Origin of the sequence: Corynebacterium antarcticum (genome assembly GCF_016595285.2) — a bacterium.
Lineage (GTDB): Bacteria > Actinomycetota > Actinomycetes > Mycobacteriales > Mycobacteriaceae > Corynebacterium > Corynebacterium antarcticum.
Map to the genome: position 1 here is coordinate 1 of NZ_JAENIP020000002.1, position 25,919 is coordinate 25,919.

Here is a 25,919-nt window from a genome sequence, read left to right on the forward strand (position 1 = left end):
TACCGGCAGTTTTAGGGATGTTCATCCGCCACTCACCCCGCGTTGGTTGCCCTGGCGGTATTCATGCCCAACCAATCCGCCAACCCCCTCGACCCCGACCGCCAACGTCGGACCAGCCACCGGTCGACCACGATGTAGTTGACGATGAGGAACCCCGCCCCGACCACGGGATAGAGGGTCGGATCAGGACAGGTGTCCGCGGGCAACGAGACCGGAATCCCCGTCAGGCCCATGATGATGATGAGATAGGGCGCCCACCACACGGTGAGCACGGGGAGGATGATGTCGATGGTGGCGATCAGGAATCCCACCGCGATCCACCGGTAGATTCCGGTGAGCAGATGGTCATCCGGGTTCACGATCAGCAGTGACGGCAGTGACGCGGCCGCGGCCATGACCGGATGGAGCAACGCCAGTCGTGTCCGTTCCCGCAGCCAGGTCCGTCGGCGACCGTTGAAGGCCATCCACCGGTCCGGTCGTTCGTCGGATGTGAGACCCGCCATGACCGTCACCAGGGGAAGGATCATCCAGTTCACCCGGATGTCTGTGAGACCGATGATGACCGCGGCGACAGCCGTGAGTCCCCAGCCGATGAGGTCCCGCGGAACAACGTTCCCGGCGATGATCGCCCGGCACGCCCGGCGCGGGCCGCCACCGCTGTTCGCCGGATCTCCCGACCTCGACGTCGCCGTCCGGGACGCCTCCGGCCAGGTTCGCGTGTTGCGGACCTGGATGATGGCGGCCACCACCCAGAACACGACGCTCACGAGGACGACGCCCTCGCCGCGCAGCAACCAGTTGAGCAGGGCGCAGGAGGAGAGGATGACCGTGTAGATCCCCACCCGGAGAAGATGATGCCGACGCCAGGTCGCGTGGTCGAGGTTGAAGGCGCGGTAGGTGTCCGCGTCACCGGCGGATGCCAGGAGAACCGCACCGAGTGCCGCAGCGACCCACGCGGTCCACGCGTGCGGCCAATCTTCCGTGAAGAGGTACCCGTAGAGACCTGCGGCGGAGGCCAGGGTCACCAGGACAGGCAGGACCCAGGGGTTCGCGTGGCGGAGGATCGCGGTTGATGAACCACCCATTGTCCTCACTGTCAACGCATCCTTCCCCATCGTCGATTACCGGAGAACCGCTCATGGAACGTCGCCCCGCTGAGGTCGGTGGTTCCGGCGAGTCTCGGGGAGATCACGAACAGCAGGATGAGCGTCCAGATCGTGAGCGTCGCCAGAGCTCCGGATACGACCCGGACGTCGGTGGAGCCTGTCGCGAAGGCGACGGGGTACGCGGCCACCAGGCTCGCGTACCACCAGGCGTTCCGCCCGATGGCCCACGGTGCGAGCACCATCCCGCTGACGGCGAGGAGTCCGACGGCGAGGAAAACGGGGATCCCCTCGTGGAAGGAGATCGTTCCCCGGAACGCCACGGCCCACGCGGCGGTCCAGACCAGGAGCGCCACCGGGAGGTTGAACAGCGTCGTGACGTTCCAGTCGCGGACGAAGTCACGTAGCGGCCAGCCGTACGCCCGCCATGTCCTCGCGGCCAGGGGAGCCAGGGATGCCATGCTCCCGGAGAAGGAGAGCACCATGATCGTGACGAAGGCCAGGTCGTCGGCCTCCCGGACGGCGCCCCACGGCAGGAGGCGGATCATCAGAAGGTAGACCAGTACCCCGACCCAGACCATCACCGTGAAGCGGAGGACCGGGTCGCGGATGACCTGGGCCGTGGGGGAGGAGCCGATCAGCGTTCCACGGCTCATCCCGAGGTCCGCCGTCAACCACCACGGTTTCCCGTCGTCGGCCCGGGACCGGGACTCCGGCATCGACCGTCCCCGCCAGACCTGCACGAGAAACGCCGCGGCGAGAATGACGCCGACGGGTACGAGGGCGCGCGGGGGAAGAAAGCCGGGTGCGACGACCACGAGGGCCACGACGAGGGCGGTGCTCAGGGTGAACACCGCCGAGCGCACGATGTGGTGTCTTCTCCAGGTCGCCCCGGTGAGATTCATGGCCCGGTAGCCGTCGGCCGGGGTGTGCAGCCACACGAGTGCACCGGAGAGAAGGACGAGTCCGATGTAGAGGACGTTCCATCGGCCGCCATCCTCGATGAACATCATCAGCACACCGGTGAGCAGCACGTAGTCGGCGAGGATGAAGGCGAGGATGAGTCCTGCGCGGCGCCAGTCGCCGAGTGTCAGCATCAGTCGGCGGTCCACACCGCCGCCCGGGGTCACGTGGGGAGTCATCGGGCATCACCCGCCAGGGCGGTGACGGCGTCCTCGAGGTCGGCGGCCTGGACGCGGACGCCGAGTTCGCGTGCCTTCGTCCACAGGGAGTCGATGGCGTCTGCGGTGGCGCCCCGCAGGTCGAGGATCACCCGCTCCTGCCCGGTGAGTTTCTCGCGGGCGAGGACCGTCCCGGTGGACCCGAGCGCCTCGACGAGTGCATCGATGCGGAACGCCGGCCCGGTCGCGGAGAGCACGCCCTCATTGAGGTCGGCGACCTCGGCGGTGAAGAGCAGAGAGCGTGAGCCGATGACGATGACGGAATCGATGACGGCCGCTGCGTCATCGAGCTGGTGGGTGGAGAGGATCACCGTTCGGGGATGCTGCTCCACATCGGCCCGGAGCTCGGTGTAGAGCACCCTGCGACGCTCGATGTCGAGCCCCAGATAGGGTTCGTCGAGGAGGGTGACGGGACAGCGGGCCGCAAGCCCTATGACGACCTGGAGCATGGACTTCTGACCGGTCGAGTACTCCGAGTACTTCTTGTCCAGATCGAGATCGAACAGTTCGGCGAGCTCGAGGGCGCGCGCCATGTCGAAGGTGGCCCAGCGTGCCTCCCCGATCTCCAGGAGCCTGCGCCCCTTCCAGGTCCGCGGTAGGGACACATCAGCGCCCATGAGCACGACCCGGTCCATCACCTCGGCGTTGTCGAAGGGCGGGGCGTCGAACACCGTGAGGCTGCCGCCGTTCGTCTCGTGCTGGCCGGCGATGGAACGCAGCAGCGTGGTCTTGCCGGACCCGTTGGGTCCGACGAGCGCGTGGATACCGCCGTCCGGGACGGTGACGCTCAGACCGGTGAGCACGGGCGTCTTCCCGTATCCGATGGTGACGTCGTCCGCGTTGATGACTGTGATGACTGTGTTGTCGTTGTGGTTCATGAGTAGAGTCCTCGGCTTTCCGCGACCTGGTCGGTGAGGGTGTGCAGCTCTTCCCGGGACATCCCGAGTTTGACGGCCTCGTCGATGAGCGGGGCCAGGAAACCGGCCGCGAACGCCTCCCGACGGCGCCGGAGAATCGTCTCCCTGGCTGTGGCGGTGACGAACATGCCGATTCCGCGCTGTTTCTCGAGTATCCCGGTGTCCACGAGCAGGGTGAGACCCTTGCGGGCCGTGGCAGGGTTGATGTTGTGGAACGCCGCGAGTTCGTTGGTCGACGGGGCCCGTTCGCCGGCGACGAGAGAGCCGTCGACGATTGAGTCCTCGACCAGTGCGGCGATCTGCCGGAACAGCGGCAGGGTCGTTTCCTCCATGGCCCACTCTCCGTCATCGGATGGATCGCGAATCGTTGGTTCGTTGGTTGGTTACTTGTGTAACTAACCATACAACCAATTCCAGGCGGCCGCAATGCCCGTCGGAACCGGACAGATACGGGGGTACAGCCCACGCCCCACCACCCCCCGAACGGGTGAGTCACAGCGCCCATCGATGCCCGGCCACGCACAGATCCCCCGCCTGTGCTGGCGGGACATGGAAACGTACAACTGCAGCGCCCGGGGGCCTCGCCGCGGGATATCGACGTAACCGGGCCCTTTCAGGCATGCTGGACACAAGTGACTAAACGGATTTAGCAAGACAATGAACGGAAATTAGGAGCCATGCTTGAGCGCACACAAGTATTCGTCGATACGTCCTACCTGCTCGCCAGCTTTTACAACTCATGGGAGACGGGGGCACGCGCCCAGTTAGAGATAGACCTACCCGAGGTCGTCGCCGTTCTCGGCACGATGATCCGGAATCAACTCGACCAGCCCATCCAGCGACAGATGTGGTACGACGGGATCCCCGATTCCGGCCCGCACCGCTACCAGCGCGCGCTCCGGACATGCGACGGCGTGCAGCTCCGCGCGGGGCAGCTCATCGAGTGGGGTGAGCGCCGCACCCAGAAGGCCGTGGACACCCGGCTGGTGGCCGACATGGTTCTCTCCGGGGTCCGGGGCCAGTGCTCCGACATCGTCCTCGTCTCCGGCGACGCCGACATGCTGCCGGGAGTGCAGGAGGCGACCGCGGCCGGACTCCGCGTGCATCTCTACGGATTCGGCTGGGACTCCATGTCCTCGGCGCTGCGCTACGCCTGCGATTCCACGACGATCCTCGATCCCCGCGAGGACTTCGCTGAATGCATGCAGCTCCAGGTCCTCGAAGGGCCTCTCCCACCGGTGGTGAGAACCAAACCGATCGGTGACGCCGAGCCCATCGAGGAAACGGGGCCGACCAGCGTGCCGAACCCGGGGGGAGCCACCCCACAGACGTCCGAGCAAACGAACACTCCGGACGATCACCACACCGGGCATCCCGGGAAACACCGTTCCGGCCCCACCCCCGGCACCATCAGGCAGGGACAGCTCCACGGATCGGGTGACAACCAGGTCGACGTGCCCGGACCCCCCACCGAGGACCGCGGTCCCGGTGCGCCCGCGATGCGCCAGACGGCGTCGCCGTCGACACACGCCGGAGCCGATTCCCCCCGCGAGCCCGCCACCGCGGAGAGCCCCGAAACCGGCGATCTCCGCAGAGCGACCGCGGCACCGACACCGGCGGGTGCGGAGCACACCTCCGACGCCTCTGCCGTGGACCGGAGACAGACGGAGGAGCCCGGCACCGGGCGTCCGGTTCAGCCTCCGCAGCAGGATGCCGCGGAGAAACCGGCCCGTCCGGTCCCCAACCCGTCGATGATGGCTCCGCGGCGGAAACTCCGGTCCAGGTACGTGCCGTTGCCGAGCGAGGTCTGGGCGTCGGACGGATCCCAGACCCCCTTCGACGTCGGCCAGCAGTACGCGAGCTGGTGGTACGACAACGCTGCCTCCGGAGAACAGCGCAACAACGCCCATCAGCTGTGCGGTGGCGGTCTTCCACCCGAGATCGATCGCCCACTCCTGCAGTTCGCCTGCGAGACACTGCACGAGTACACCCTCACCGAATCGCAGCGGGTGAATCTGCGCGACGGGTTCCATTCCGGCATCCGGGGTGTTCTGCTACACATCTCCCGCCGCTGACCGACGATCGCTGGAGAAGCGTGATCCGCCCCCGTTCCGACCTGGTCGGGGCGGGGGCGGATCACCGTGTATCTCCCGGGCCTAATCCCCGGATCCGTCGGTGATCTCGGGTTTCCGCATCTCCGCCCGGATCTGCTCCAGGCGGGCCGCGGCCTTCATGTCGAGGCCGGTGTCCCTGATCTCCGTCATCCGCTCGGCGACAGAGGTCTCCAGCAGTTCCTGGGACCCCAGGGCCTCCGCATAGCGACGCTCGATCTTGGCACGGACGGCGTCCAGGGTGGGGACGGCGGAATCGGGGTCGCCGATTCCGTCCATCGGATCCGCGGCGTCGTTGACGGTCTCCCGCATCGCGGTCTGATCCACCTGGGCACGCAGCTTCTCGATCTGGTCCAGCTGCTCACGGAGCCGCGCCTCGGACTCCCGAACCTGCGCCTCCGCCTGCTCCGCGGCTTCCACCGCCCGACCGTGGAGCGCGGTGGTCTCCTCGATCTGGTTCTCCACCGCCACCAGTCGCGTGGACAGCACCTCCGCGGCGGCCATCTGTTCGGCGGCGCGGGCGGTTTCCCCGGCCTCGGTGGCGGCGTCCGCGGCCCGCAGGGAGGTGCGTGCCTGATCCTCGAGATTGTTCTTGTCCGCGAGGAGCCTGTTGAGTTTCATCTCCAACTGACTGCGGGTCCCGATCACCGACACAGCATGACTGGCGATGTCCGCGTGTTGCTGCTTCGCGGCAGCGGCGGCCTGCTGGATCTGCACCTTCGGGTCGGCGTTGTCTTCGATCTTCTTGTCCAGGGATGCCATGAGGTACTTCCATCCCTTCGCGAATGTGTTGGCCATGATCTTGTGTCGACTCTCTTCCGGGGGACCGTGGCGGCGCCGCGTTGAACGGCTTCTGTACTGCCACCAGTCTAGCCGCGCCGACCACCCCCATCAGCCGACTCACGGAGCGGAACCGGAAAAGTCCCTCCCCCCGGGAGTACCTGCGCGTCCCCGGGGGAGGGGAGAAGAAAGGGGGCCGCTACTCGGACTGCTGTTCCTTCGCCATCTCACTGCGGACCTGATCCATGTCCAGCTCACTGACCTGGGTGTACAGATCCTCCAGTGCCGCGGCCGACATGGATCCGGATTCCCGGAACACGAGGATTCCGTCGCGGAAGATCATCAGGGTGGGTATCGACTGGATCTGCAGTGCGGCAGCGAGTCCCTGGTTCGCTTCGCTGTCCAGTTTCGCGAACACAGCCTCAGGGTGCGCCTCGGAGACCTTCTCGAAGGTGGGGGCGAAGCGGACACAGGGGCCGCACCAGGACGCCCACACATCGACGAGGACTATTCCGCCCTTGGTGACGGTCTCTTCGAATGTGGCTTCGGTTACATCAATCGTGGCCATGGAATAAACACTCCGGATTCTCTGTTTGGGAACTGTGCATCCCGCTCAACACCGAAATCCCGGACGGTATTCCCGTCCTCTTGCGGTGGAACCGGTGAGCTGGGGTAGTTTGTGCGGATAGATGACACCGCACCGTCACGGTACCGGAGGGACGCGGGCCGATCGGGCCGAACCCTCCGCACCCATCGGACGGATGTGACGGAGACGCGAAAGGACGGAACGAACAATGACCAAGAATTACCGTGTGGAAGGTATGACCTGCGAGCACTGCAGCAATGCGGTGATCGAGGAGGTGTCGACGGTTCCCGGTACCCAGGGTGTCGACGTCGACCTCGACAAGGGAGTGGTGACGGTCACCGGCCAGGGATTCACCGACGAAGCCATTTCCACGGCGATAGAGGAGGCCGGCTACAAGGTGGCCGACTGACCCGGTCAGCGCGGATCTCCCACTCACCACGCCGCCCCGCTGTCGCTGTACCGACGGCCGGGCGGCGTCGTCCTCTCCGGAAACCGGATCAACGGTTCCCATGAACAGGAGCAACAATGAACAACCCGACCGGAACCACCGGTCCCACCGCAACAGCCGGTACCGAACACGTCGATCTCACGGTCACGGGTATGACGTGCACCTCCTGTTCGGGCCGGGTCGAGCGCAAACTCAACCGTCTCGACGGGGTCACCGCCACCGTGAATTTCGCCACAGAGACCGCGTCCGTCGACTTCGATCCGGATCTCCTCACTCCGGATGATCTGGTTTCCGTCGTAGAGAAGACGGGCTACGGCGCGAGCGTCATCGCCCCCGCCGGCTCCGGGACCGACGACACTGATCCTGCGGGGGATTCACCGGACACCGCCGACGAGGCCCGCGCGGAGGAGATCGCCGATCTACGCCGCAGGCTGATCGTGTCCGCTGTGTGCGGTCTACCGGTGATGCTGCTGTCGATGGTCCCCGCCCTCCAGTTCGACTACTGGCAGTGGGTCGCGCTCGCGCTCACCGGACCGGTGTTCTTCTGGGGCGGGTGGCCGTTCCACCGGGCCACCGCCACGAATCTGCGGCACGGGGCGTTCACGATGGACACTCTGGTCAGCCTGGGCACCACCGCGGCGCTGGTGTGGTCGATCGTGGCACTGACGCTCGGCGACGCAGGACGGCCGGGGATGACGATGCACTTCCACCTCTTCGCGGACAGCGGTTCCGGACTGCACGACATCTACCTCGACACCGCCTCGATGGTGATCGTGTTCCTGCTTCTCGGCCGCTGGTTCGAGGCTCGCGCCAAGGGCCGTTCCTCACAGGCGCTGCGTGCCCTGCTGACCCTCGGGGCGAAGGAGGCCACCCTCCTCGTCGACGGCAGGGAGCAGCGGATACCGGTCGACCGACTCTCCGTGGGTGACGAGTTCGTCGTCCGCCCGGGGGAGACGGTCGCCACAGACGGCGTGATCGTCTCGGGGACGAGTTCCGTCGATGAGTCGATGCTGACGGGGGAGTCGGTACCCGTCGACGTCACCCCGGGGGACACGGTGACGGGTGCGACGGTGAACAACTCCGGTCGGCTCGTGGTCCGTGCATCCCGGGTCGGCGGGGAAACCACGCTCGCTCGGATCGGTCGCATGGTCACCGAAGCCCAGTCCCGGAAGGCGCCGGTCCAGCGGCTTGTCGATCGGATATCGCAGGTCTTCGTCCCCGTCGTCATGGTGGTGTCCCTGGTGACGCTGATCGCCCATCTGCTGCTGGGATCGACCACGGCCGGGGCCTTCACAGCCGCGGTGGCGGTCCTCATCATCGCCTGCCCCTGCGCCCTCGGCCTCGCCACACCCACCGCGCTTCTCGTCGGAACCGGTCGCGGCGCCCAGATGGGGCTCCTGATCAAGGGGCCGGAAGTGCTCGAGTCGACCCGCCGGGTGGACACGATCGTCCTGGACAAGACCGGAACGGTGACAACCGGAGAAATGGCGCTGTCCGACGTCGCCACCGTCCCGGGGACGGATCGCGGGGAGGCGCTGCGCCTGGCGGGCGCGGTCGAACAGGGCAGTGAACATCCCGTCGGGCGCGCGATCGTCGCCGCCGCGACGGCGGCAGCGGGGGAGGGGGAGCTGCCGGAGTTCTCCGGCTTCACCGCGCACGCCGGTAGTGGCGTGAGCGCGGTCGTCGAAGGACGTCAGGTCGCGGTGCTGCGTCCGGAGGAGGGTCTTCCGCGGGAACTCGCCTCCGTCATCGCGGACGCCCAGTCCGACGGCGCCACGCCGGTCGTACTCCACGTCGACGGTGACCCCACCGCCGTCCTCACCGTCCGGGACCGGATCCGGGAGACCTCCTCGGCCGCGATAGCATCGCTGAAGGAACTCGGGCTGACCCCGGTTCTGCTCACCGGTGACAACCGGGGTGCCGCCGCAGCTGTCGCCCGGGAGGTCGGAATCGACCCGGACGATGTGCTGGCCGGGGTTCTGCCGGAAGGCAAGGTCGAGGAGGTCCGCCGTCTGCAGGGCGAGGGGCGGACCGTCGCCATGGCCGGGGACGGCGTCAATGACGCGGCAGCCCTCGCCCAGGCCGACCTCGGACTCTCGATGGGCACCGGTACCGACGTCGCCATCGAGGCGGGGGACATCACCCTCATGCGGGAGGGGCTCGACGGGGTCGCCGATGCCATCCGGTTGTCCCGTGCCACGCTGCGGACGATCCACGGCAACCTGTTCTGGGCGTTCGGCTACAACATCGTCCTGATCCCGGTCGCCGCGATGGGTTGGCTCAACCCGATGCTCGCCGGCGCGGCGATGGCTCTGTCCTCGGTGTTCGTCGTCACCAACTCCCTCCGGCTCCGGACCTTCCGCTGACCGGCGGACATCCGCGCGACGACGGCGGGGGCGGCACCTGAGGGTGTCGTCCCCGCCGTCGTCGTTTTTCCGGTCGTCGCTAGCCCATTCCGCGGGCCAGATCCCGGAAACGGGAGTAGTGCAGCTGGTGGGCGACGGCCACGGTTCCGATCGGGCCACCACGGTGCTTGGCCATGATGATGTCGGCCTCGCCCGCACGCGGGTCCTCCTTGTCCTGGGAGTCCGGCCGGTAGAGCAGCATGACCATGTCGGCGTCCTGCTCCAGCGAACCCGACTCGCGGAGGTCCGCGAGCTGCGGCTTCTTGTCGGTCCGGGACTCCGGGCCACGGTTCAGCTGGGAGATGGCCACCAGGGGCACGTCGAGTTCCTTGGCCAGCAGCTTCAGCTGACGGGAGAATTCACTGACCTCCTGCTGGCGGGACTCGACCTTCTTCCCCGAGCTCATGAGCTGGAGATAGTCCACCACGATCATCTGCAGGTCGTGCTTCTGCTTCAGCTGGCGGGCCTTGGACCGGATCTCCATCATCGTCAGATTGGCGGAGTCGTCGATGAACAGGGGGGCATCGGCGATCTTGCCGACCCGTTCCGCGATGCGCTGCCACTGCTCGGTGGTCATCTTGCCCGACCGCATGTCGGTGAGCTTGATCTCCGTCTCGGCGGACAGCAGACGCATGACGATCTCCGACTTCGACATCTCGAGGGAGAAGATCACAGAGGCCTTGCCGTGCTTCACCGAGCAGGACCGCATGAAGTCCAGCGCCAGTGTCGACTTACCGACGCCGGGGCGGGCGGCGACGATGATCATCTGACCGCCGTGAAGCCCGTTCGTCAGTTCATCGAGGTCGACGAACCCGGTCGGTATCCCTGCCGCCAACCCACCGTGGGTCGCCAGCGCCTCGAGTTCCTCCATCGTCGGTTCCAGGACATCGGAGAGGATCGCGTAGTCCGTGGTCGTCTTGCGCTGCGCGATGGCGAAGACCTCCTGCTGCGCGAGGTCGAGCACCGTGTCCGCCTCGGCGGTCTCCGTGCCCTCGTAGCCCAGTTGGACCACTCTCGTGCCCGCATCGACCAATCGGCGCAACAGCGCCTTCTCAGCGACGATCTCGGCGTAGTAGCGGGCGTTCGCCGCCGTCGGGACGGAGGAGATCAGGGTGTGGAGATAGGGTGCCCCTCCGACCCGGTCCAGATCACCCTGCCGGTCCAGGCGGCCGGACACGATGATCGGGTCGACCTCCTTCTGCTCACTGAAAAGGTCGAGGATCACCGAGTAGATGATCTGGTGGGCGGGCCGGTAGAAATCCTCCGGGGTGAGCTCCTCGACGATGTCGGTGACCGCACCGGTGGACAGCAGCATGGCACCCAGCACGCTCCGCTCGGCCTCCAGGTGGTGGGGCGGTACCCGACCGAACTTCTTCTCCGCGGCCTCACCGGAGGTGGACCGGAATCCGGGGCGATCGCGCCGTGGCCGGTCGAAGCGGACGAAGTCCGAACCACCGCCGTCCTCCTCCGGAGGTGCTTCCGGGGGTACATAGTCGTCGTCGAAGCTGGTGTCACTTAAACCGGAGGTCACTGAGGTGCACCTTTCACTGTCTGAAGAAGATCGCTGGTCCCCGCCACCGGGCCGGGACACCGGCTGCGGGAAGCTGGACGCCCGCGGTACCGCAACGGGCGGACCGGCAAGCGTCAGGGCCAACAGTACCGCCAACGACACACCTATCTCGAGGCACTCCACGGAATCCCTCCGCCCCCGGTAAGTCACACCGGCTCACAGCGCTCTGCCCCCTCAGTTTCGGGGGGTCCCGGGCGCCCGTACCCCGGTCGGGGAAGGTCAGTTATCCACAGGGGCTGTGCACAAAGTTAGGGATAGTTCATCTCTGGGCTGGGGATTTCCCGGCGCGCCTGTGGACAACTTGTGGAATACCGCCCGAAATTTTGCTGAACTTTAACTGAAGTCGCAGGTCATACCGCATAAATGGGCTGTGGGTAACTGGTCGTGGGCCGTGGATAACCGTCGCTAACCAGCCGGTTTGACACCGCCACCCCCCACGAGTTAGACGAATCACCGCCGGTCAGCGCGTCGCGTTGCACGTTCAGCACCCGGAGTTATCCACAATTCGGGAACAATATTCACATGCGGTCGCAACCGCGATATCCCACCACCCGAACCCCATCCGTCGACAACTCCCACACGACGCCCGCGGGGCCCCGACCGGTCGTGGTGGTCGCCCGCACGACAGAAAGACCACGGCCCCCGCATCTTGTCCCGTGGACACGTCGAACGTGTCGGAGGGCCTAGGTGCGGGGGCCGTGGCTGCTGTTGTCGTTGGGTCGGTACGGTGTGTACCGGCCGCCGTCTGACCGCCTGTCTTAGGCGGAGACGACCTCAAAGTTGATCGGCGCGGTGACGTCACCGTGCAGCTTCACGTCCACCTGGTAGGAGCCGGTCGACTTGACCGTTCCCTTGGCCAGCTTGACGTTGTGCTTGTCCAGGGTGGGACCGCCGGCCTTCTTCACCGCGTCGACGATGTCGTCCGCGGTGACGGAGCCGAAGAGCTTGCCCTTGTCAGAGGTGCGCACCGCGATGGAGACGCCGGTGAGCTGCTCGAGCTGGTTCTTGACCTCGCGAGCGTGGTCGGTATCGCGGATCTCGCGGGCCTTCTGGGCGCGCTTGATGTCCTCGATCTGCTTTTCCGCGTTGCGGGTCGCAACGATGGCGTAGCCACGCGGAAGCAAGAAGTTACGTCCGTAGCCGGCCTTGACCTCGACGATGTCCCCGGGGACACCGAGATTGTCAACGGCGGCGGTGAGGATCAGCTTCATGATCCCTGCCTTTCGTTCTGCTTCCCGCCGAACCCGGCGCCAGCTGTGCGGCGTTCAGGGGAGCGGGAATTATGTGGATGATTGATGCTGGGACGTACCCACGTTCTACGGACCCTCAGGTCAGAACGGGGGCTCGTCATCGGTTGAACCACCGAAACCGCCGGATTGCGGAGCGCTGTTCCACGGGTCATTGTCGGGGGCGCGGTTGGCGTTTCCGCCACCGAAACCGCCGGTACTCTGGCCGCCACCGAAACCACCGCCGGCGTTTCCGCCACCGTAGTTTCCGCCGCCGGCGTTGCCGCCGGCACCGCTGCCGCCGCCACCGAAGTTTCCGCCGCCCTGGCCGCCGCCCCTGGGGGTCCGCGCGACCTGAGCCGTCGCGTACTTCAGGGAGGGGCCGACATCGTCGACCTCCACCTCGAAGACACTGCGCTTCTCACCCTCACGGGTTTCGTAGGAGCGCTGACGGAGTCGACCGGTGACGATGACGCGCATCCCCTTGCTCAGGGACTCCGCGACATTCTCCGCGGCCTGGCGCCAGACGTTGCAGGTCAGGAACAGGGCCTCCCCGTCGACCCACTGCTTCGACTCAGCGTCGAAACGGCGGGGGGTCGAGGCGATACGGAAATTGGCGACGGCCGCCCCCGAAGGGGTGAACCGGAGCTCCGGGTCGGCGACGAGGTTGCCGACCACCGTAATGTTTGTGTCTCCCTGTGCCATGTCCTTGAACGACCTTCCTTTATGACTCGTGTACTGGGGGGTTCACCGCCCACCACTGGTGGTGGGACTGCGTGCGGGAAAGAGTTTTCCTACCAGTGTCCCTGCTTAACGGTCAGCCCGCAGCACCTTGGTGCGCAGGATGCTGTCGTTCAGGTTCAGCAGACGGTCGAGTTCCTGCACGGTAGCGGGCTCACAGTTGAGCTCGATGACCGCGTAGATGCCCTCTTCCTTCTTGTTGATCGGGTACTGCAGGCGACGCTTGCCCCAGATATCAACCTTCTCCACGGTGCCGTTTTCCTTGCGGACGACTTCGAGGAACTTATCCAGGGACGGGGCGACAGTGCGCTCGTCCTGGGAGGGGTCGAGAATGATCATGAGTTCGTATTGACGCACGGACCTCATCACCTCCTGTGGTCTAGTGTTTTGGATCGGCCACACCCTTGTGGTGTGGCAGGAGGGTTCGTTGCGTCAGCAACCCCACCAGCGTACACCAGGCCGATGGAGAGTCGGAAGCCGAAGCGGAAGCGACGTTCCCCCGTTCCGCGGATCCCGTGGCCCCCGGTCCCGGTTCAGCCGGCTCCGGACCCGGCGAACAGCGTGGCCCAGAACACGGCGATGACGGTCGGAATGACCGTGATGAAGAAGATCGCGAACGTGAAAAGGGTCCATGTCAGTTTCGGGCTGCGGCGGTAGCTGAAGCTCGCGTACGACCCGCCGAAGAGCAGGAACCCGACGAAGACACTCGCCATGGTGACGATGACCGCTGTGCTATCCACGACCGGACGCTCCCCCGGTACCGCTCGACACCGTGTCCGCCCCGCGCGGCGCGACCGGCCGCTGTTTTTCGTCGGTGCCGTCTTCTTCCCCGACCGGGCGGATCTCGCCGATGAAGCCGCGGTACGTGGAGCCGGGTCGAACGAGGAAGCCACCCGCGAGTGGATCCATGCCGCCGTTGGCCTCCAGCACCGGATCGCTGCGGCGGCCGAGCATCTGGAGCACGACCAGAACGATGATCGTGATGAGCAGCGCCCCCCGGATCACCAGGACCGTATCCAGCAGTTCCGACGGGGCGCCCTTGGCGTCGTCGCCCGCCATGTGCCACATCAGCACCGGCCAGACCATGGCCTCAGCCAACCCCCAGGCCATGAGGAGGCGCCACCGGGGGAGCGCCAGTACCGCGAGGGGCACCAGCCACAGGGAGTACTGGGGGCTCCACACCTTGTTGGTCAGCAGGAACACAGCGACGATGAGGAACACCAGCTCCGCGACCCTAGGCTGGCGTCTGGTGAGCACACCGAGCACGGCGATCGCGAGACACCCGACGAGGAAGAACGCGAGCGACACCGCATTCAGGATCACCGGTTCGGTCCCGGGTTCGTCCCAACCGTTCCAGGGCGTGTTCCGGGCGGCGATCGCGTAGATCGTCGACCACTCCCAGCCGCGCTCGGTGTTCAACCTGAAGAACTCACGCCAGCCTTCGGGGAACGCCAGCATGATGGGCAGGTTGACCACGAGCCAGGCCGCGGCCCCGGAGGCGACCATGACAACGAAGGGTTTGAACCGCCGGGTGCGAACCGCCAGCACCAGATACGCCCCGAACATGAATAGCGGCCACAGTTTAAGGGCGACGCCGAGGCCGATGAGCAGGCCCGCGATGCCGGGCCTGCCCCGCGCCGCGGCGAGCATAGCGGCCAGCGCCGCGGCGATGGGGAGGGTGTCGTAGTTCGTGAAGGCGTGCACCACGACGAGTGGAGAGGCCGCCATGAGAACCGTGTCCCAGACACGGTTGCCGGTCATGGCGTAGACGCACCGCACCGCCAGGACCCAGAACAGCGCCAGGACCAGCGCCGAAACGCTGAAGTAGACCCCGACCTCGGGCATTGATCCCGCCACGGCATGGACCAGCGGCCAGATGAGCATGGTGATGCGTGCCATGAGCCACTGGAAGAGCCCGGTCAGTACCGGGTACTCCATGTAGCGGGTCGTGTCATTCTCCACCCATGAATAGGCGTAGGGGAAGTGTCCGTCCTTGAGTCCCTCCGCCCCGTAGAGCGGAATCATGTCGCTGTAGCAGGCCGAAATCAGCTGCCGGCTCCCCGACCAGTCCAGATTGACGATCCCGTCGCCACCGACGGTCCCCTGGATGCAGTTGGCCTTGGCCAGCCAGCCGAGGGCCAGGAACACGAGGGAGAGGGCGACGATGACCCGCAGAGGGGTCACCAACCACGCGGTTCCCGGTGCACTGAATCGTCCGAACGGGCCACCCAGGAATTCGATGAAGCCGCGCGCGAGCGGCTCCGTGCGGCCGGGTTGAACTCGATCCAGGTCGCGGTCGACGTCCGCAGGCCTCCGGTTCTTCGGTCTGGTACTCATGGTCCTCATTCGTGCCTGCTCGTCGGGATGTAGGTCGGTATCATTGTCGCTCACCGGCCCTCCGCTGCCAACCTCGCCGGCGGGAACCGTGTCTCCGGTCCCCCCAGCGGAACGCTCCGGTCAGTTGAAGATGTTCGGGATGGTGATACCGGGGAGAATCTCCACCTGCTCGGGAGAGGGCGGCGGTGCCGGGACCGGTGCCGGGGCCACCGGAATCTCCGGCACCCCGCCGTCGATTCCGCCGCCTTCCTCCTCGCCGTGTTCGGCGTCGGGGTCCTCATCCTCCGACTCGGATTCGGTGGGTGTGGCGGAACCCGGGGCCGGGGGCACGTACTGCGGGGCGGGGGCGTTGTTGAATCCGAGTGGCTCCGGTTCGGGGAAGTACTCGAGGGGTTTACCCTCGAGGGCGCCGTCCATCGTGGCCTTCCAGATCTGGGCCGACAGACCGGCACCGTACATGTTTCCGCCCCAGTAGTTGCGCAGCGCGGTGTTGTCGACGGTGCCCACCCACACGGCTGTCGCGAGCTGGGGGGTCGCGCCGATCATCCACGCGTCCTTGTTGAAGCCGGTGTCGCCCAACTGCGTGGTCCCGGTCTTGGCGGCGGACACCCGCCCACCAGCGAGCTGGTTCTGGTTGGACCAGGCGGCGATGGGGGCCATCGCGCTCATCACGTTGTTGGCGACGTTCGCGGCGACCCGGCGCTGGCCGGTGGTGGGGGTGTGCTCGTAGAGGACGTCGTTGTTCGAGGTCTCGACCTTCTCCACGAAGTAGGGCTCGTGCCAGACGCCCTCATTGGCGAGGGTCGCCAGCGCGATGGCCTGATCGAAGGGACGGGACTCGTACTGGCCGAGGATGATCCCCTCGTAGGGCTGGCCGCCGTTCTCCGTCAGAGTCGCGGGGTAGCCGGGCAGTGAACGGGCCATACCGAGCGCGTGGGCCATGTCCGCGACATCCTGGGAGCCGTTCTCCAGGTCCTGCTCGAGCCGGATGAAGCTGGTGTTGTGACTGCGCTTGAGTGCCTCGGCGATGGTGCAGTAGCCGCATCCTCCGCCACCGACGTTGGTGACGGTGACGTTACCGGTCGTGACCGGTGCCGATGAGTACATGGTGGTCAGGGGAATACCCTGCTGTAGCGCAGCGGCGAGTCCGTAGATCTTGAATGTCGAACCGGTCTGGATGGGGGCGTTGGCGTAGTCCCATCCCGCCGCGTCGTCGCCCCCGTAGTAGGCACGTACCGCGCCGTTGGACGGCTCGATGGAGACGACCGCGGAGCGCAGCTTCTCGTCCTCCCCGTCGAAGATCCGGTTCACGTTGTCGACGGCGGCGTTCTGGTTGCGGATATCGATGGTGGTGGTGATCCGCAGACCCCGTGTGTCCAGGTCCTCCTGGGTTATCCCCACCTTCTCGAGCTCGGCGACGACCTGATTCTTGATCAACCCGTTGGCGCCCGTCGCCTCGACGTAGGCCTGGTTCAGGGCGGGGTCGATGACCTCGGGGTACACCGCTGCGTCGCGGTCGGCCTGGGTGAGATAACCGGTGGACACCATTCCGTCCAGGACATAGTTCCACCGCTGTTCGGCCTCCTCCCGGTTGGTCCAGGGGTCGAGCTGGCTGGGGCGCTGGATGGACGCGGCGAGGACCGCGGATTCCGCGGGGGTGAGCTCGGCGAGGGGCTTGCCGAAGTAACCCTCCGATGCAGCTGCCACGCCGTAGGAGTTGCGGCCGAAGTAGATGGTGTTCAGGTACGCCTCGAGGACGTCGTTCTTGGACCACTCGTTGGCCATCTTGGCGCTGATCACGAGTTCCTTGAGCTTCCGTTGGTAGGAACGTTCGTTGCCGACCACCGCGTTCTTCACGTACTGCTGCGTGATGGTCGAACCGCCACCAGCCGAATCATCACCGGTGATCTGTCCCTTGACGGCACGTGCGAACCCGGTGACGGAGAATCCGGGATTGGTGTAGAACTCGCGGTCCTCGGCCGCCAGAACCGCCCCGCGGAGTGCCTCCGGAATCTGGTCGAGGTTGACCTGTTCACGGTTGCCTTCCGGGGGGACGATCCGGGCGATTTCGGTGGTCCCGTCGGAGGCGTAGATGTTCGAGACCTGTTTGTTCACCAGCTCCTCGGGTTCCGGTACATCCGCCATGGTGTAGGCGATCAGAACGGCACCCAACGGGGCGACGACGAACAGGACGAACGCGGTCGCCAGGGACCAGATGATCCAACGGCGACGACGGGGACCACGCGGAGTGTCCACCCCGTCCCCGTCGTTGTTGTCGTACCGGTTGTTGCTAGTCACCTTTGTGTCCACTCCATCGGATTGATTCTGTTGAGTTCACGTGCCACGTACCACGGTCGGTTCACGGACCGACCTCCCGGGCGCTGAGCAGATGGTTCCAGTGACAATCTGGGCAGACCTCGACGGTGTGCACCGTGAACTCACGGCCGGCTTCAGCGAAACGTTCGATCTCCTCGGCGCTACGGGCGCTAGATGACATCTTCCCTAATGAGTCGCCAAATATCCACAGAACGACACGGAGGTCGTCACCGTCACAGATGGGACAGGGGCGCTCCGCGCGGTATCCGTGGAAACGGGAGGCGGCGAGCAGACGGAAGTCTCCGTCGCACACCGTGTCCCGGGAAACACGGCCGGCACGCCACTCGGCCAGCAGGCGGCGGCGCGCCCACTGGTGAGTAACTTCGCCGGAATACCTGACCACGGGGACCAGTCTATCTGTCGCCGGTGTGAACCCCCGGTATACCGCGACGACGACCGCGGAAACCCCGGATGATGGCTGCACGGCACGACCGCTCCTTTTGTTCGGGAACGAACTTTCCGCCGGTACCGGACGTCAGGACCAGCACGGACAGGCTTCTCACACAGACATCGCAGCGTAAGGCGGTTAAATCGGGTTTCACAGCTGTCCCGGAAAGCAGTTAAGATTGGGAACATGACTGCTGCAACCCCGATGGATATCGCCGCCCGGATCCGGCCGGCCATGACAAAGCTCTACGTGACCTACTTCCGCATGGCAGAACAGTCCGATCTGACTGGCCCGCAGCTGACGATCCTGACCCGCCTCGCCGAACACGGCGCCTCCCGCATCAGTGAGGTCGCCCGTCAGGAGGGCATCCGCATGCCGACCGCCTCCAACGCCCTGCACCAGCTGGAGCACCGCGGCATGGTCGAGCGCATCCGCGACACCAGTGACCGCCGTGGGGTCCGCGTCCAGCTCACCGAGCTGGGCCGAACCGAACTCAAGCGCGTGGGCGACGAGCGCACCACCTATCTCGCCGATATGCTCTCCTCCCTCAGCCCGGAGAAGCTCGAGATCGCCGAGCAGATCATCCCGGTCATCACCGAGTTGGCGGAGCGCTACTCCGCGAACCAGAAGAACGCCTGATCGTTTCCAGCACCCGGGCGGCCGCACTGAAGCGCGCCGCCGTGGCCCGAGCCCCGAGGACCCTGCAACCGCATGCCGAAGAACAACGCTGAACCGGAGGACACCTCCCCGCCGATTCGCGTTCTCGTCGCGTGGCGCCCGGACGCTTCGGGGACTGAAGCAGTCGAGTTCGCGGCATGGTTGGCGCGGACCACGACCATCCAGGTACGCGCTGTCACCGCGTTCACCCGGCCCTGGCCGTCCTCATCCCTGAGTCGCCTCGGCGGAAAGTACAGGAAATGGCGCAAGAAGGAAGCCGCGGCGTGTGAATCGCGGGTGTGCAAGGCTTTCACCGCGGCGGGGCTCCCCGACTCGATGTGGGACAAGACTGTGTCCGTGTTCGCCGACGGCCCCTCGGAGACGGCGATCCTGACGCAGGCGGCCGACGAATTCAAGGCCGACGTCGTCCTCCTCGGCTCCCACGGATCAGCGCCGAAGCGACGGTTCATGGCCGGCTCCACGGCAGATGCTCTCCTGCACTCTTCTCCCCGGCCCCTGGGGCTCACGCCCCGGGCACCGAAACTCTCCCGGCACGGGGTGACGCGCATCAACTGCGCATTCATCGACTCGGAGAACGACCGGAGCTTCCTCGTCGACGCCGCCGATCTCGCGTCCCGGTGGGGGGTACCGCTGCGGATCGTGTCCTTCGCTCCGGAGGGAGTCGCCGATTCGCCGGTGAAGAGCACCACCGACCTGGAATCCGAGATTCTCGTCGAATGGCGGGAACACACCCTGGCGATCCTCGATCAGGCCCGTGACGCGGCACTGGACAGGCATCCGGAGATCAGCGTCGACACCGAGATCGGGTCAGGATGGGGCTGGTCGGGGGCCGTCGAGTCCGTGAAGTGGAAGAAGGGTGATCTGCTCTATCTCGGATCAGCCCTCATGGGGTCGCTCGAGCGGGTGTTCATCGGATCGAGCACGAACGAGATTCTCCGCCACTCCCGCATCCCGGCGATCATCCAGCCGGCACACGGCCAGTGATCCACCCACCCACACAGCGCGCCCGAACACGACTATCGTCGGGGGTGACCGATCAGGAGATCCGGAAGGAGGGGACGTAGTGAGTGACACCCAGAAGGGGGCAGGGGACGATGACCGGGATCGGCGTATTCACCTCGATCCCGTCCTCGACAATGCACCACGGAAGGGCGCTTCCGCCCTGGATTACGAGGCGGATCCCCTGCTGCGGCTCGAGCGCAACAACTCATCGACCAGGCAGGCGATCGTCTACGCCCTGGCGGTCCCCCCGTTGACCTTTCTCACGGCGTTCGTCGTCGCGATGATCTCCCGCACGCAGGGCGGGCCACTCTGTGACGCGGGTACGTCATCCTGGATCTGCTCCCGCACCTACGAGATCCTCTTCCCGGTCATCCCGGGAACGGTGACCCTGGGCGGCACACTCGGTACCGCCTGGATCACCTACCGCCGCTGGGCGCGCTACGAGCGCTGGCGCCCCTGGTTGGCCGCGCTCTGGCCGCTCATGTTGTTCACCCTCGCCTGGATCACGGGGGTGGGAACCATGGCCGTGATCGGGTCTTCCTGAAATCTAGGGCCTGGCTTCGAGAGCGATCTCGAACTCGAGCAGTTCGGCACCCGTGGCTACGGGTTCCTTCTTCTCTCCGGCGTGCGCCTTCCGGGCGTCGCCGTCGCGCCACGCGACGAACGATTCCTCATCGGCCCAGCGGGTGATCACGAAGTACCGCTCCTCGCCCGCAACCGGACGAAGCAGCTGGAACCCCTCGAAACCGGGGGAGTTGTCGACCGTGTGCTTCCGCGCCGCGAAGCGCTTCTCCAGTTCGGCACCCCTGCCCTCGGGGACGGTGATCGCGTTGATCTTTATTATGCTCATGCTCACCAACCTACTCCGGGAAACCGCACGACGCAGGAAATGAAGCACGGTTGCAGCCGCGCACCGCGTGGACACACACCCCGGGACGGTGCTCAGGCGCCCGCGGGCACCGCCCGCCGACAGTCGGTGCAGTGGGAACCGGGCCGCGTCGCCGCGCAGTCGTCACAGATGAGGACCTGCCGGCGGCACTCCTGATTCGCACAGTTCCGGTAGGTGTTCGTCCCACCGGAACAGTGGATGCACCGGCCGATCTGAACGAAGTTGTGGTCGGTCGCGTCCCCGAATTCCATGTGCATCCGCCGGTCGAAGACGTAGAGGGACCCTTCCCAGAGCCCGGCGTTCCCGTACGTCTCCCCGTAGCGGACGATCCCGCCGTCGATCTGGTACACCTCCCGGAAGCCCCGCTTCTTCAGCAGTGCACTGAGCACCTCGCAGCGCACACCGCCGGTGCAGTAGGTCACCACGGGGCGGTCCTTCAGGTCGTCATACTTACCTGAATCGATCTCGTCGATGAAATCGTGGGTTGTCTCCACGTCCGGGACGATCGCGTCGCGGAACCGGCCGATCCCGGCCTCCATGGTATTGCGGCCGTCGAAGAAGACGACCTCGTCACCGCGGGTGTCGACCAGCTCGTTGACCTCCTCGGGCCTCAGGTGCACACCACCGCCCACGACGCCGTTCTCATCGACATCGAGATCGTCGGGGGCACCGAAGGCGACGAGCTCGTCGCGGACCTTGACGCTCAGCCTCGGGAAGTCCGCGGCGGACCCCTCGGAGAACTTGAACTCCATGTCCCGGAAACCCGGATAGGAACGGGTCGCGCGGATGTACCGCTTGACGGCGGTCAGTTCGCCGCCGACCGTGCCGTTGATGCCGTGCCGTGAGATGAGGATCCGCCCGGTCAGTTCCAGTGATTCACAGAGCGTGCGCTGCCACAACATCACCGCCGTGGGATCCGGGATCGGGGTGAAGCGGTAGTAGAGGAGAATCTTGCTGATGGCCACGAGAGGAAGTCTAGTCACCCTTTCCCGGACTATTGCACGCAGCCTGCACATTTCGGGAACATCGGATAGCCTTGGCTGACCTGGTTCCCGGCGCTGCCGGTGTTCCCGCACCCGATGAGAAAGGCCCGTTGCAGCCATGTCGTGGAAGAACACCCTCTACCTGACAACCATGAAGACCATGTCGGCGGTGATGAGACGCACCATGGCGATGCCCGCCGACCCCGGAATCCGCGAGGAGCTCGTCCGGGCGACGGTCGCGGACGCCACCCCGCTCGCGCCGCAACTCAGGCGGATCACCCTCAGCGCCCCCGAGTTCAAGGGCCTCGAGAGCGCGGGACCGGACGAGTACGTCGCACTCATCATGCCGCAGCCCGGCAAACACCTCGTGATGCCGGATCCGACGGTCCTCAATCCACGGGCCGCCCTCGCCGCCGTCGATGAGGACGTCCGCCCCTCCATGCGCTATTACACGATCCGGGAGCTGCACCCCCGCCACGGGGAGATGATCATCGACATCGTCACCCACGGTGATTCGGGCCCGGGGTCCGCCTGGGCCATCAGCGCGGAGAAGGGTGACGAGGTCGGGGTCCGGTTCCTCTCCGCGGCCTATCGGCCGCCCGCCGGCCCCCAACTCCTCGTCGCCGACTCGACCGCGGTTCCGGCCCTGTCCGCCATCATCGAGTCACTTGACGAACCGGCGCGGGCCCGGACGCACGCCCTCGTCATCGCGGATTCCGATGACCTCCTGGATCCGGACCTGGGCGAAATCGTGTCCGGGCTCGCGTCCTGCACGCGGCTGACCGCCCCCCTCGCCGACGCCCCCGAAGCGGGAATCGCGGCGATCGACGCCCTTCCGGTCAGGATCGAGAATCTCACCTATGCGTGGATCTGCGGCGAACAGTCGATCGCGACCTCCCTGCGCCGTCACCTGACGAAGGAGTGCGGGATGGACCGCAGGAAGATCTTCTTCTCCGGGTACTGGCGGCTGGGTAGGGAGCGAGGTTGATTCGGTAGGGTCACCGTATGGACCCTCTGCTGTTGCCCATGGTTGTTCTCCTCGGTGGCATTCTCTTCGCGGGATACCGGGGCACCACCGAGTACCTGAGACCGTCGACGCATCCGATGCTGCCGTCCGTACCGCATCTCCGGGCCGTCCTGTGGCTCATAGGGGCGGCCTTCTTCCTGCTTTCTCTCTGGCTGCTCGTTCGTGGCCCGGTGGCGTTCGCCGTCGTTGTCACCCTCTGTGCCCTGATCGTGTGTTTTCTCGCCGACCAGCGCCCGACGAACGGATAGCCTTGATGGACAATTATCGCTACCTGTAAATATTTCTTCTCCAATCGTTGGCACAGTCGATTTTTTGAACAGCATAAACGGAGTCCTCGTGGACAAAAGTGGGACGGCGCACGCCGTACCGAGCAGATCGACCAGCCCCAACTCACACTGAAAACGGACAATCATGCCTGAAGGCCACGTCATCCACCGGCTCGCGGAACGCCTCACCACCACCTTCGGGGACACACGGCTGGAGTTCTCCTCACCCCAGGGGCGCTTCGCCGATGAGGCGGCACGCCTCGACGGTCACCGCATCGACCTGGCCGAAGCCTGGGGAAAGCAGCTCTTCATCGACGTGGACCACGACGCTCCCGAGCACATCGTCCACATTCACCTCGGACTCATCGGTGGATTGCGCTTCACCCCGTACGCCGCGCCGACCGGCCAGGTACGACTCCGCATCACCGACGGAATCACCGCCGCCGATCTCCGCGGCCCCCAGTGGTGCCGACTGATCACCGACGACGAACGTGACGCAGCCGTCGCCAGGCTCGGAGCCGACCCCCTGCGACCCGACGCCGACCCCGAACCCACCTGGACCCGGGTCCACAGGTCGGGAAAGTCCATCGGGGCACTCATGATGGACCAGAAGCTGTTCGCGGGTGTGGGCAACATCTACCGTGCAGAGGTCCTCTTCCGCCTCGGCCTCGATCCCCGCACACCCGGAAGGTGCCTCGACCGGAACGGGTTCGACGCCATCTGGGCGGATCTCGTCGAACTCATGAATGCGGGTGTGCGGGACGGACGGATCGACACGGTGCGTCCCGAGCACACCCCGGAGGCGATGCACCGGGAACCACGCGAGGACGACCACGGGGGAGAGGTCTACGTGTACCGACGTGCGGCGCAACCGTGCCACGTCTGCGGCACGCCCGTCGAGACCACCGTCCTGGAGGGTCGGAACCTCTTCTGGTGCCCCCGCTGCCAGGGGTGAGCTCTCCGGAGACCCGTCGACCCCGTGTCCGGCCACCGGAACACGGAACCGGACCACGGACGATCCGGTGAAGCACCCCCGTCGTGTTGTTTTTCCGGGGAGACCTGTTCCACATGCGCCATATGTGATCTAATGCACCCTATCCCCCGGGGGTATCCCCCTCGCCGGCCACCCACGCATCCGCTCCGTGAGGACGATTGCGCCCACACGGAAAGATCCCCACCATGAACGCACTCTTCCTCGCCGTCATCGGCGTCGCCATGATGCTCGGCGGATATTTCCTCTACTCCAGGTATCTCGGTTCCCGGATCTACAAACTCAACGCGTCGTTCCGGACACCCGCACACGCTCTGGAGGACGGCGTCGACTACGTCCCCACCAACAAGTACGTGCTCTGGGGGCACCACTTCACCTCGGTCGCCGGCGCCGCACCCATCGTCGGGCCGGCCATCGCGGTGATCTGGGGTTGGGTCCCGGCATTCCTGTGGGTCACGATCGGCACCGTATTCATCGCCGGAATGCACGATTTCGGAGCACTGTGGGCCTCCGGCCGGCACCGCGGACAGAGTATCGGGACACTGTCGGGCAGATACATCGGACGGAACGGCCGCAACCTCTTCCTGATGATCATCTTCCTGCTGCTGCTCATGGTGAACGCCGCGTTCGCGGTGGTCATCGCGAAGCTGCTCGTGAGCACCCCGACCTCGGTGATCCCCACCTGGGGCGCAATCATCGTCGCGCTGCTCATCGGTCAGGCCATCTACCGTCTGAAGTGGAACCTTCCGCCGGTCTCTCTCGTCGGTGTCATCGCCCTCTACGCCCTCATGGTCATCGGCAACTCGATCCCGGTCGTCCTCCCGGAGACCATCCTCGGCCTCAATCCGAACGGTTTCTGGATCGTCGTCCTCTTCCTCTACGCCGGTGTCGCCTCGCTGCTGCCGGTGTGGGTGCTGCTCCAACCACGGGACTACATCAACGGTCTGCAGCTGTTCGTCGGGCTCATCATCCTCTACGGCTCCATCGCGCTCTCCCTGCCGACCGTCGTCGCCCCGACATTCAACACCCAGCTGCCCGAGGGCACTCCGTCGATGATCCCGCTGCTGTTCGTCACCATCGCCTGCGGTGCGATCTCCGGCTTCCACGGGCTGGTCTCCTCCGGAACCTCGTCCAAGCAGATCGACCTGGAGACCGACGAACGCTTCGTCGGCTACTTCGGGGCCGTCGGCGAGGGACTGCTCGCCCTCGGGGCGATCATCGCCACCTGCGCCGGGTACCAGACGGTCACCCAGTGGCGTGAGGTCTACTCCGCGTTCGGCAAGGGCAGCGTCGGTGCCTTCGTCGAGGGCGGCTCCGGCATCATCCACGCCGGGCTCGGCCTGCCGTCGTCCCTCTCCGCCACGATCCTCGCCACGATGGCGGTGCTCTTCGCCGCAACCACGATGGACACGGGAGTCAGGCTCCAGCGCCTGGTGGTCCAGGAGATCGGGGATCATCTCGGTGTGAAGCTGTCCAACATCGTCGCCACGGTCATCGTCCTCGTCGTCGCACTCGGCCTGACCTTCTCCTCCGGTGGAGACGGTTCCGGTGGGCTCGCCATCTGGCCCCTGTTCGGCACGACGAACCAGCTCATGGCCACGCTCACGCTCTGCATCCTCTGCATCATCCTGATCCGTCTCCGTCGGCCCTACAAGGTGGTGCTCGTCCCGATGGTCTTCGTCATGGCCGTATCCGTGTGGGCCCTGGTCATCCAGCTCGGGACGTTCTACACCGCCGGGAACTGGATGCTGCTCATCCTCGACCTCATCATCCTCGTCGCCGCGGTCTGGGTCGTGGCCGAATCAGTCCGCGCCATGCGGGACGCCATGAATTCGCCGGCGATCACCGACGCCGAATTCGACGAAGCCACCGAGGTCACGGACGACAGCGACACCCCGGCGCGGGTGCAGTGAC

General features: G+C 65.8%; 25 protein-coding genes and 2 pseudogenes. 11 read left to right on the forward strand and 16 right to left on the reverse strand.

Annotated elements, in window-relative coordinates:
• Window positions 1-32: 32 nt before the first annotated feature.
• From JIM95_RS04140 to JIM95_RS04155, 4 genes are read right to left on the reverse strand one after another with little or no spacing between them, the layout of a single operon-like run.
• Window positions 33-1,085: a hypothetical protein gene (locus tag JIM95_RS04140; protein WP_200258573.1), complete on the reverse strand. Its 1,053-nt coding sequence runs from the start codon at window positions 1,083-1,085 to the stop codon at window positions 33-35.
• 11 nt (window positions 1,086-1,096) lie between these two features.
• Window positions 1,097-2,245, reverse strand: coding sequence for a hypothetical protein (locus JIM95_RS04145; RefSeq protein ID WP_200258570.1), 1,149 nt, complete (start codon window positions 2,243-2,245; stop codon window positions 1,097-1,099).
• A complete protein-coding gene (locus tag JIM95_RS04150; RefSeq protein WP_200258561.1) occupies window positions 2,242-3,162 on the reverse strand; it encodes an ATP-binding cassette domain-containing protein in 921 nt (306 codons plus the stop codon). Before JIM95_RS04150 ends, JIM95_RS04145 begins: the two co-directional genes overlap by 4 nt.
• Window positions 3,159-3,533: a GntR family transcriptional regulator gene (locus tag JIM95_RS04155; protein ID WP_200258559.1), complete on the reverse strand. Its 375-nt coding sequence runs from the start codon at window positions 3,531-3,533 to the stop codon at window positions 3,159-3,161. The genes JIM95_RS04150 and JIM95_RS04155 overlap by 4 nt, the downstream gene beginning before the upstream one ends.
• 345 nt (window positions 3,534-3,878) lie before the next feature.
• On the opposite strand from JIM95_RS04155, the pseudogene JIM95_RS11560 reads away from it, so the two are divergent.
• A pseudogene (locus JIM95_RS11560) lies at window positions 3,879-4,452 on the forward strand (NYN domain-containing protein); the annotation flags it as partial.
• A gap of 479 nt (window positions 4,453-4,931) precedes the next feature.
• Window positions 4,932-5,276 (forward strand): annotated as a pseudogene (locus JIM95_RS11565) (NYN domain-containing protein); the annotation flags it as partial.
• 81 nt (window positions 5,277-5,357) lie between these two features.
• Here JIM95_RS11565 and JIM95_RS04165 read toward each other — a convergent pair.
• Both JIM95_RS04165 and JIM95_RS04170 read right to left on the reverse strand, forming a co-directional pair.
• Entirely contained in the window at window positions 5,358-6,110 is a 753-nt protein-coding gene (locus tag JIM95_RS04165; protein ID WP_200258549.1) for a PspA/IM30 family protein, read from the reverse strand.
• 181 nt (window positions 6,111-6,291) lie between these two features.
• A complete protein-coding gene (locus tag JIM95_RS04170; protein ID WP_200258546.1) occupies window positions 6,292-6,660 on the reverse strand; it encodes a thioredoxin family protein in 369 nt (122 codons plus the stop codon).
• Between the two features lie 226 nt (window positions 6,661-6,886).
• On the opposite strand from JIM95_RS04170, the gene JIM95_RS04175 reads away from it, so the two are divergent.
• Together JIM95_RS04175 and JIM95_RS04180 are read left to right on the forward strand one after the other, a co-directional pair.
• Window positions 6,887-7,087: a heavy-metal-associated domain-containing protein gene (locus tag JIM95_RS04175; protein ID WP_200258544.1), complete on the forward strand. Its 201-nt coding sequence runs from the start codon at window positions 6,887-6,889 to the stop codon at window positions 7,085-7,087.
• 116 nt (window positions 7,088-7,203) lie between these two features.
• Window positions 7,204-9,492 (forward strand): heavy metal translocating P-type ATPase, encoded by a 2,289-nt coding sequence (locus JIM95_RS04180; protein ID WP_200258542.1) that lies wholly within the window; start codon window positions 7,204-7,206, stop codon window positions 9,490-9,492.
• Between the two features lie 79 nt (window positions 9,493-9,571).
• Here JIM95_RS04180 and dnaB read toward each other — a convergent pair whose 3' ends face one another.
• The 8 genes from dnaB to JIM95_RS04220 all read right to left on the reverse strand — a co-directional run bounded on the left by dnaB (window position 9,572) and on the right by JIM95_RS04220 (window position 18,124).
• Window positions 9,572-11,062, reverse strand: coding sequence for a replicative DNA helicase (gene dnaB / locus JIM95_RS04185; RefSeq protein ID WP_200258540.1), 1,491 nt, complete (start codon window positions 11,060-11,062; stop codon window positions 9,572-9,574).
• A 797-nt stretch (window positions 11,063-11,859) separates the two neighbouring features.
• The gene (gene rplI / locus JIM95_RS04190; protein WP_200258538.1) at window positions 11,860-12,312 is read right to left on the reverse strand and encodes a 50S ribosomal protein L9; all 453 of its coding nucleotides are present in this window, start codon (window positions 12,310-12,312) and stop codon (window positions 11,860-11,862) included.
• A 120-nt stretch (window positions 12,313-12,432) separates the two neighbouring features.
• Window positions 12,433-13,032 carry a single-stranded DNA-binding protein gene (locus JIM95_RS04195; protein WP_200258536.1) on the reverse strand — a complete coding sequence of 200 codons (600 nt, stop codon included), beginning with the start codon at window positions 13,030-13,032 and terminating at the stop codon, window positions 12,433-12,435.
• A gap of 105 nt (window positions 13,033-13,137) precedes the next feature.
• On the reverse strand, window positions 13,138-13,425 hold the full coding sequence (gene rpsF, locus JIM95_RS04200; RefSeq protein ID WP_200258534.1) for a 30S ribosomal protein S6: 288 nt from the start codon (window positions 13,423-13,425) through the stop codon (window positions 13,138-13,140).
• A 176-nt stretch (window positions 13,426-13,601) separates the two neighbouring features.
• Entirely contained in the window at window positions 13,602-13,781 is a 180-nt protein-coding gene (locus tag JIM95_RS04205; protein ID WP_234034644.1) for a hypothetical protein, read from the reverse strand.
• Window positions 13,782-13,800: 19 nt separating this feature from the next.
• A complete protein-coding gene (locus JIM95_RS04210; RefSeq protein WP_200258528.1) occupies window positions 13,801-15,405 on the reverse strand; it encodes a glycosyltransferase family 87 protein in 1,605 nt (534 codons plus the stop codon).
• Between the two features lie 120 nt (window positions 15,406-15,525).
• Complete coding sequence (locus JIM95_RS04215) at window positions 15,526-17,703, reverse strand: transglycosylase domain-containing protein (RefSeq protein ID WP_248232395.1); 2,178 nt, start codon at window positions 17,701-17,703, stop codon at window positions 15,526-15,528.
• A 61-nt stretch (window positions 17,704-17,764) separates the two neighbouring features.
• Entirely contained in the window at window positions 17,765-18,124 is a 360-nt protein-coding gene (locus JIM95_RS04220) for a DUF5318 family protein (protein ID WP_200258515.1), read from the reverse strand.
• A gap of 231 nt (window positions 18,125-18,355) precedes the next feature.
• Here JIM95_RS04220 and JIM95_RS04225 point away from each other — a divergent pair, with 231 nt between their 5' ends.
• The 3 genes from JIM95_RS04225 (at window position 18,356) to JIM95_RS04235 (ending at window position 20,393) form a co-directional block, all read left to right on the forward strand.
• Window positions 18,356-18,808 carry a MarR family winged helix-turn-helix transcriptional regulator gene (locus tag JIM95_RS04225; protein ID WP_200258513.1) on the forward strand — a complete coding sequence of 151 codons (453 nt, stop codon included), beginning with the start codon at window positions 18,356-18,358 and terminating at the stop codon, window positions 18,806-18,808.
• Window positions 18,809-18,880: 72 nt separating this feature from the next.
• Window positions 18,881-19,831, forward strand: coding sequence for a universal stress protein (locus JIM95_RS04230; protein WP_200258511.1), 951 nt, complete (start codon window positions 18,881-18,883; stop codon window positions 19,829-19,831).
• 79 nt (window positions 19,832-19,910) lie between these two features.
• Window positions 19,911-20,393: a hypothetical protein gene (locus tag JIM95_RS04235; RefSeq protein ID WP_248113027.1), complete on the forward strand. Its 483-nt coding sequence runs from the start codon at window positions 19,911-19,913 to the stop codon at window positions 20,391-20,393.
• Between the two features lie 3 nt (window positions 20,394-20,396).
• Here JIM95_RS04235 and JIM95_RS04240 read toward each other — a convergent pair whose 3' ends face one another.
• Window positions 20,397-20,699 carry an antibiotic biosynthesis monooxygenase family protein gene (locus JIM95_RS04240; protein WP_200258503.1) on the reverse strand — a complete coding sequence of 101 codons (303 nt, stop codon included), beginning with the start codon at window positions 20,697-20,699 and terminating at the stop codon, window positions 20,397-20,399.
• A gap of 92 nt (window positions 20,700-20,791) precedes the next feature.
• Window positions 20,792-21,703 carry an oxygen-dependent tRNA uridine(34) hydroxylase TrhO gene (gene trhO / locus JIM95_RS04245; RefSeq protein ID WP_200258501.1) on the reverse strand — a complete coding sequence of 304 codons (912 nt, stop codon included), beginning with the start codon at window positions 21,701-21,703 and terminating at the stop codon, window positions 20,792-20,794.
• 136 nt (window positions 21,704-21,839) lie between these two features.
• Here trhO and JIM95_RS04250 point away from each other — a divergent pair, with 136 nt between their 5' ends.
• The 4 genes from JIM95_RS04250 to JIM95_RS04265 all read left to right on the forward strand — a co-directional run bounded on the left by JIM95_RS04250 (window position 21,840) and on the right by JIM95_RS04265 (window position 25,918).
• Window positions 21,840-22,709 carry a siderophore-interacting protein gene (locus tag JIM95_RS04250; RefSeq protein ID WP_200258499.1) on the forward strand — a complete coding sequence of 290 codons (870 nt, stop codon included), beginning with the start codon at window positions 21,840-21,842 and terminating at the stop codon, window positions 22,707-22,709.
• Window positions 22,710-22,726: 17 nt separating this feature from the next.
• Window positions 22,727-22,996 (forward strand): hypothetical protein, encoded by a 270-nt coding sequence (locus JIM95_RS04255; RefSeq protein ID WP_200258497.1) that lies wholly within the window; start codon window positions 22,727-22,729, stop codon window positions 22,994-22,996.
• A gap of 163 nt (window positions 22,997-23,159) precedes the next feature.
• Window positions 23,160-23,969: an Fpg/Nei family DNA glycosylase gene (locus tag JIM95_RS04260; protein WP_200258495.1), complete on the forward strand. Its 810-nt coding sequence runs from the start codon at window positions 23,160-23,162 to the stop codon at window positions 23,967-23,969.
• Between the two features lie 224 nt (window positions 23,970-24,193).
• The gene (locus JIM95_RS04265; RefSeq protein ID WP_200258494.1) at window positions 24,194-25,918 is read left to right on the forward strand and encodes a carbon starvation CstA family protein; all 1,725 of its coding nucleotides are present in this window, start codon (window positions 24,194-24,196) and stop codon (window positions 25,916-25,918) included.
• The last annotated feature ends 1 nt before the right edge of the window (window position 25,919 follow it).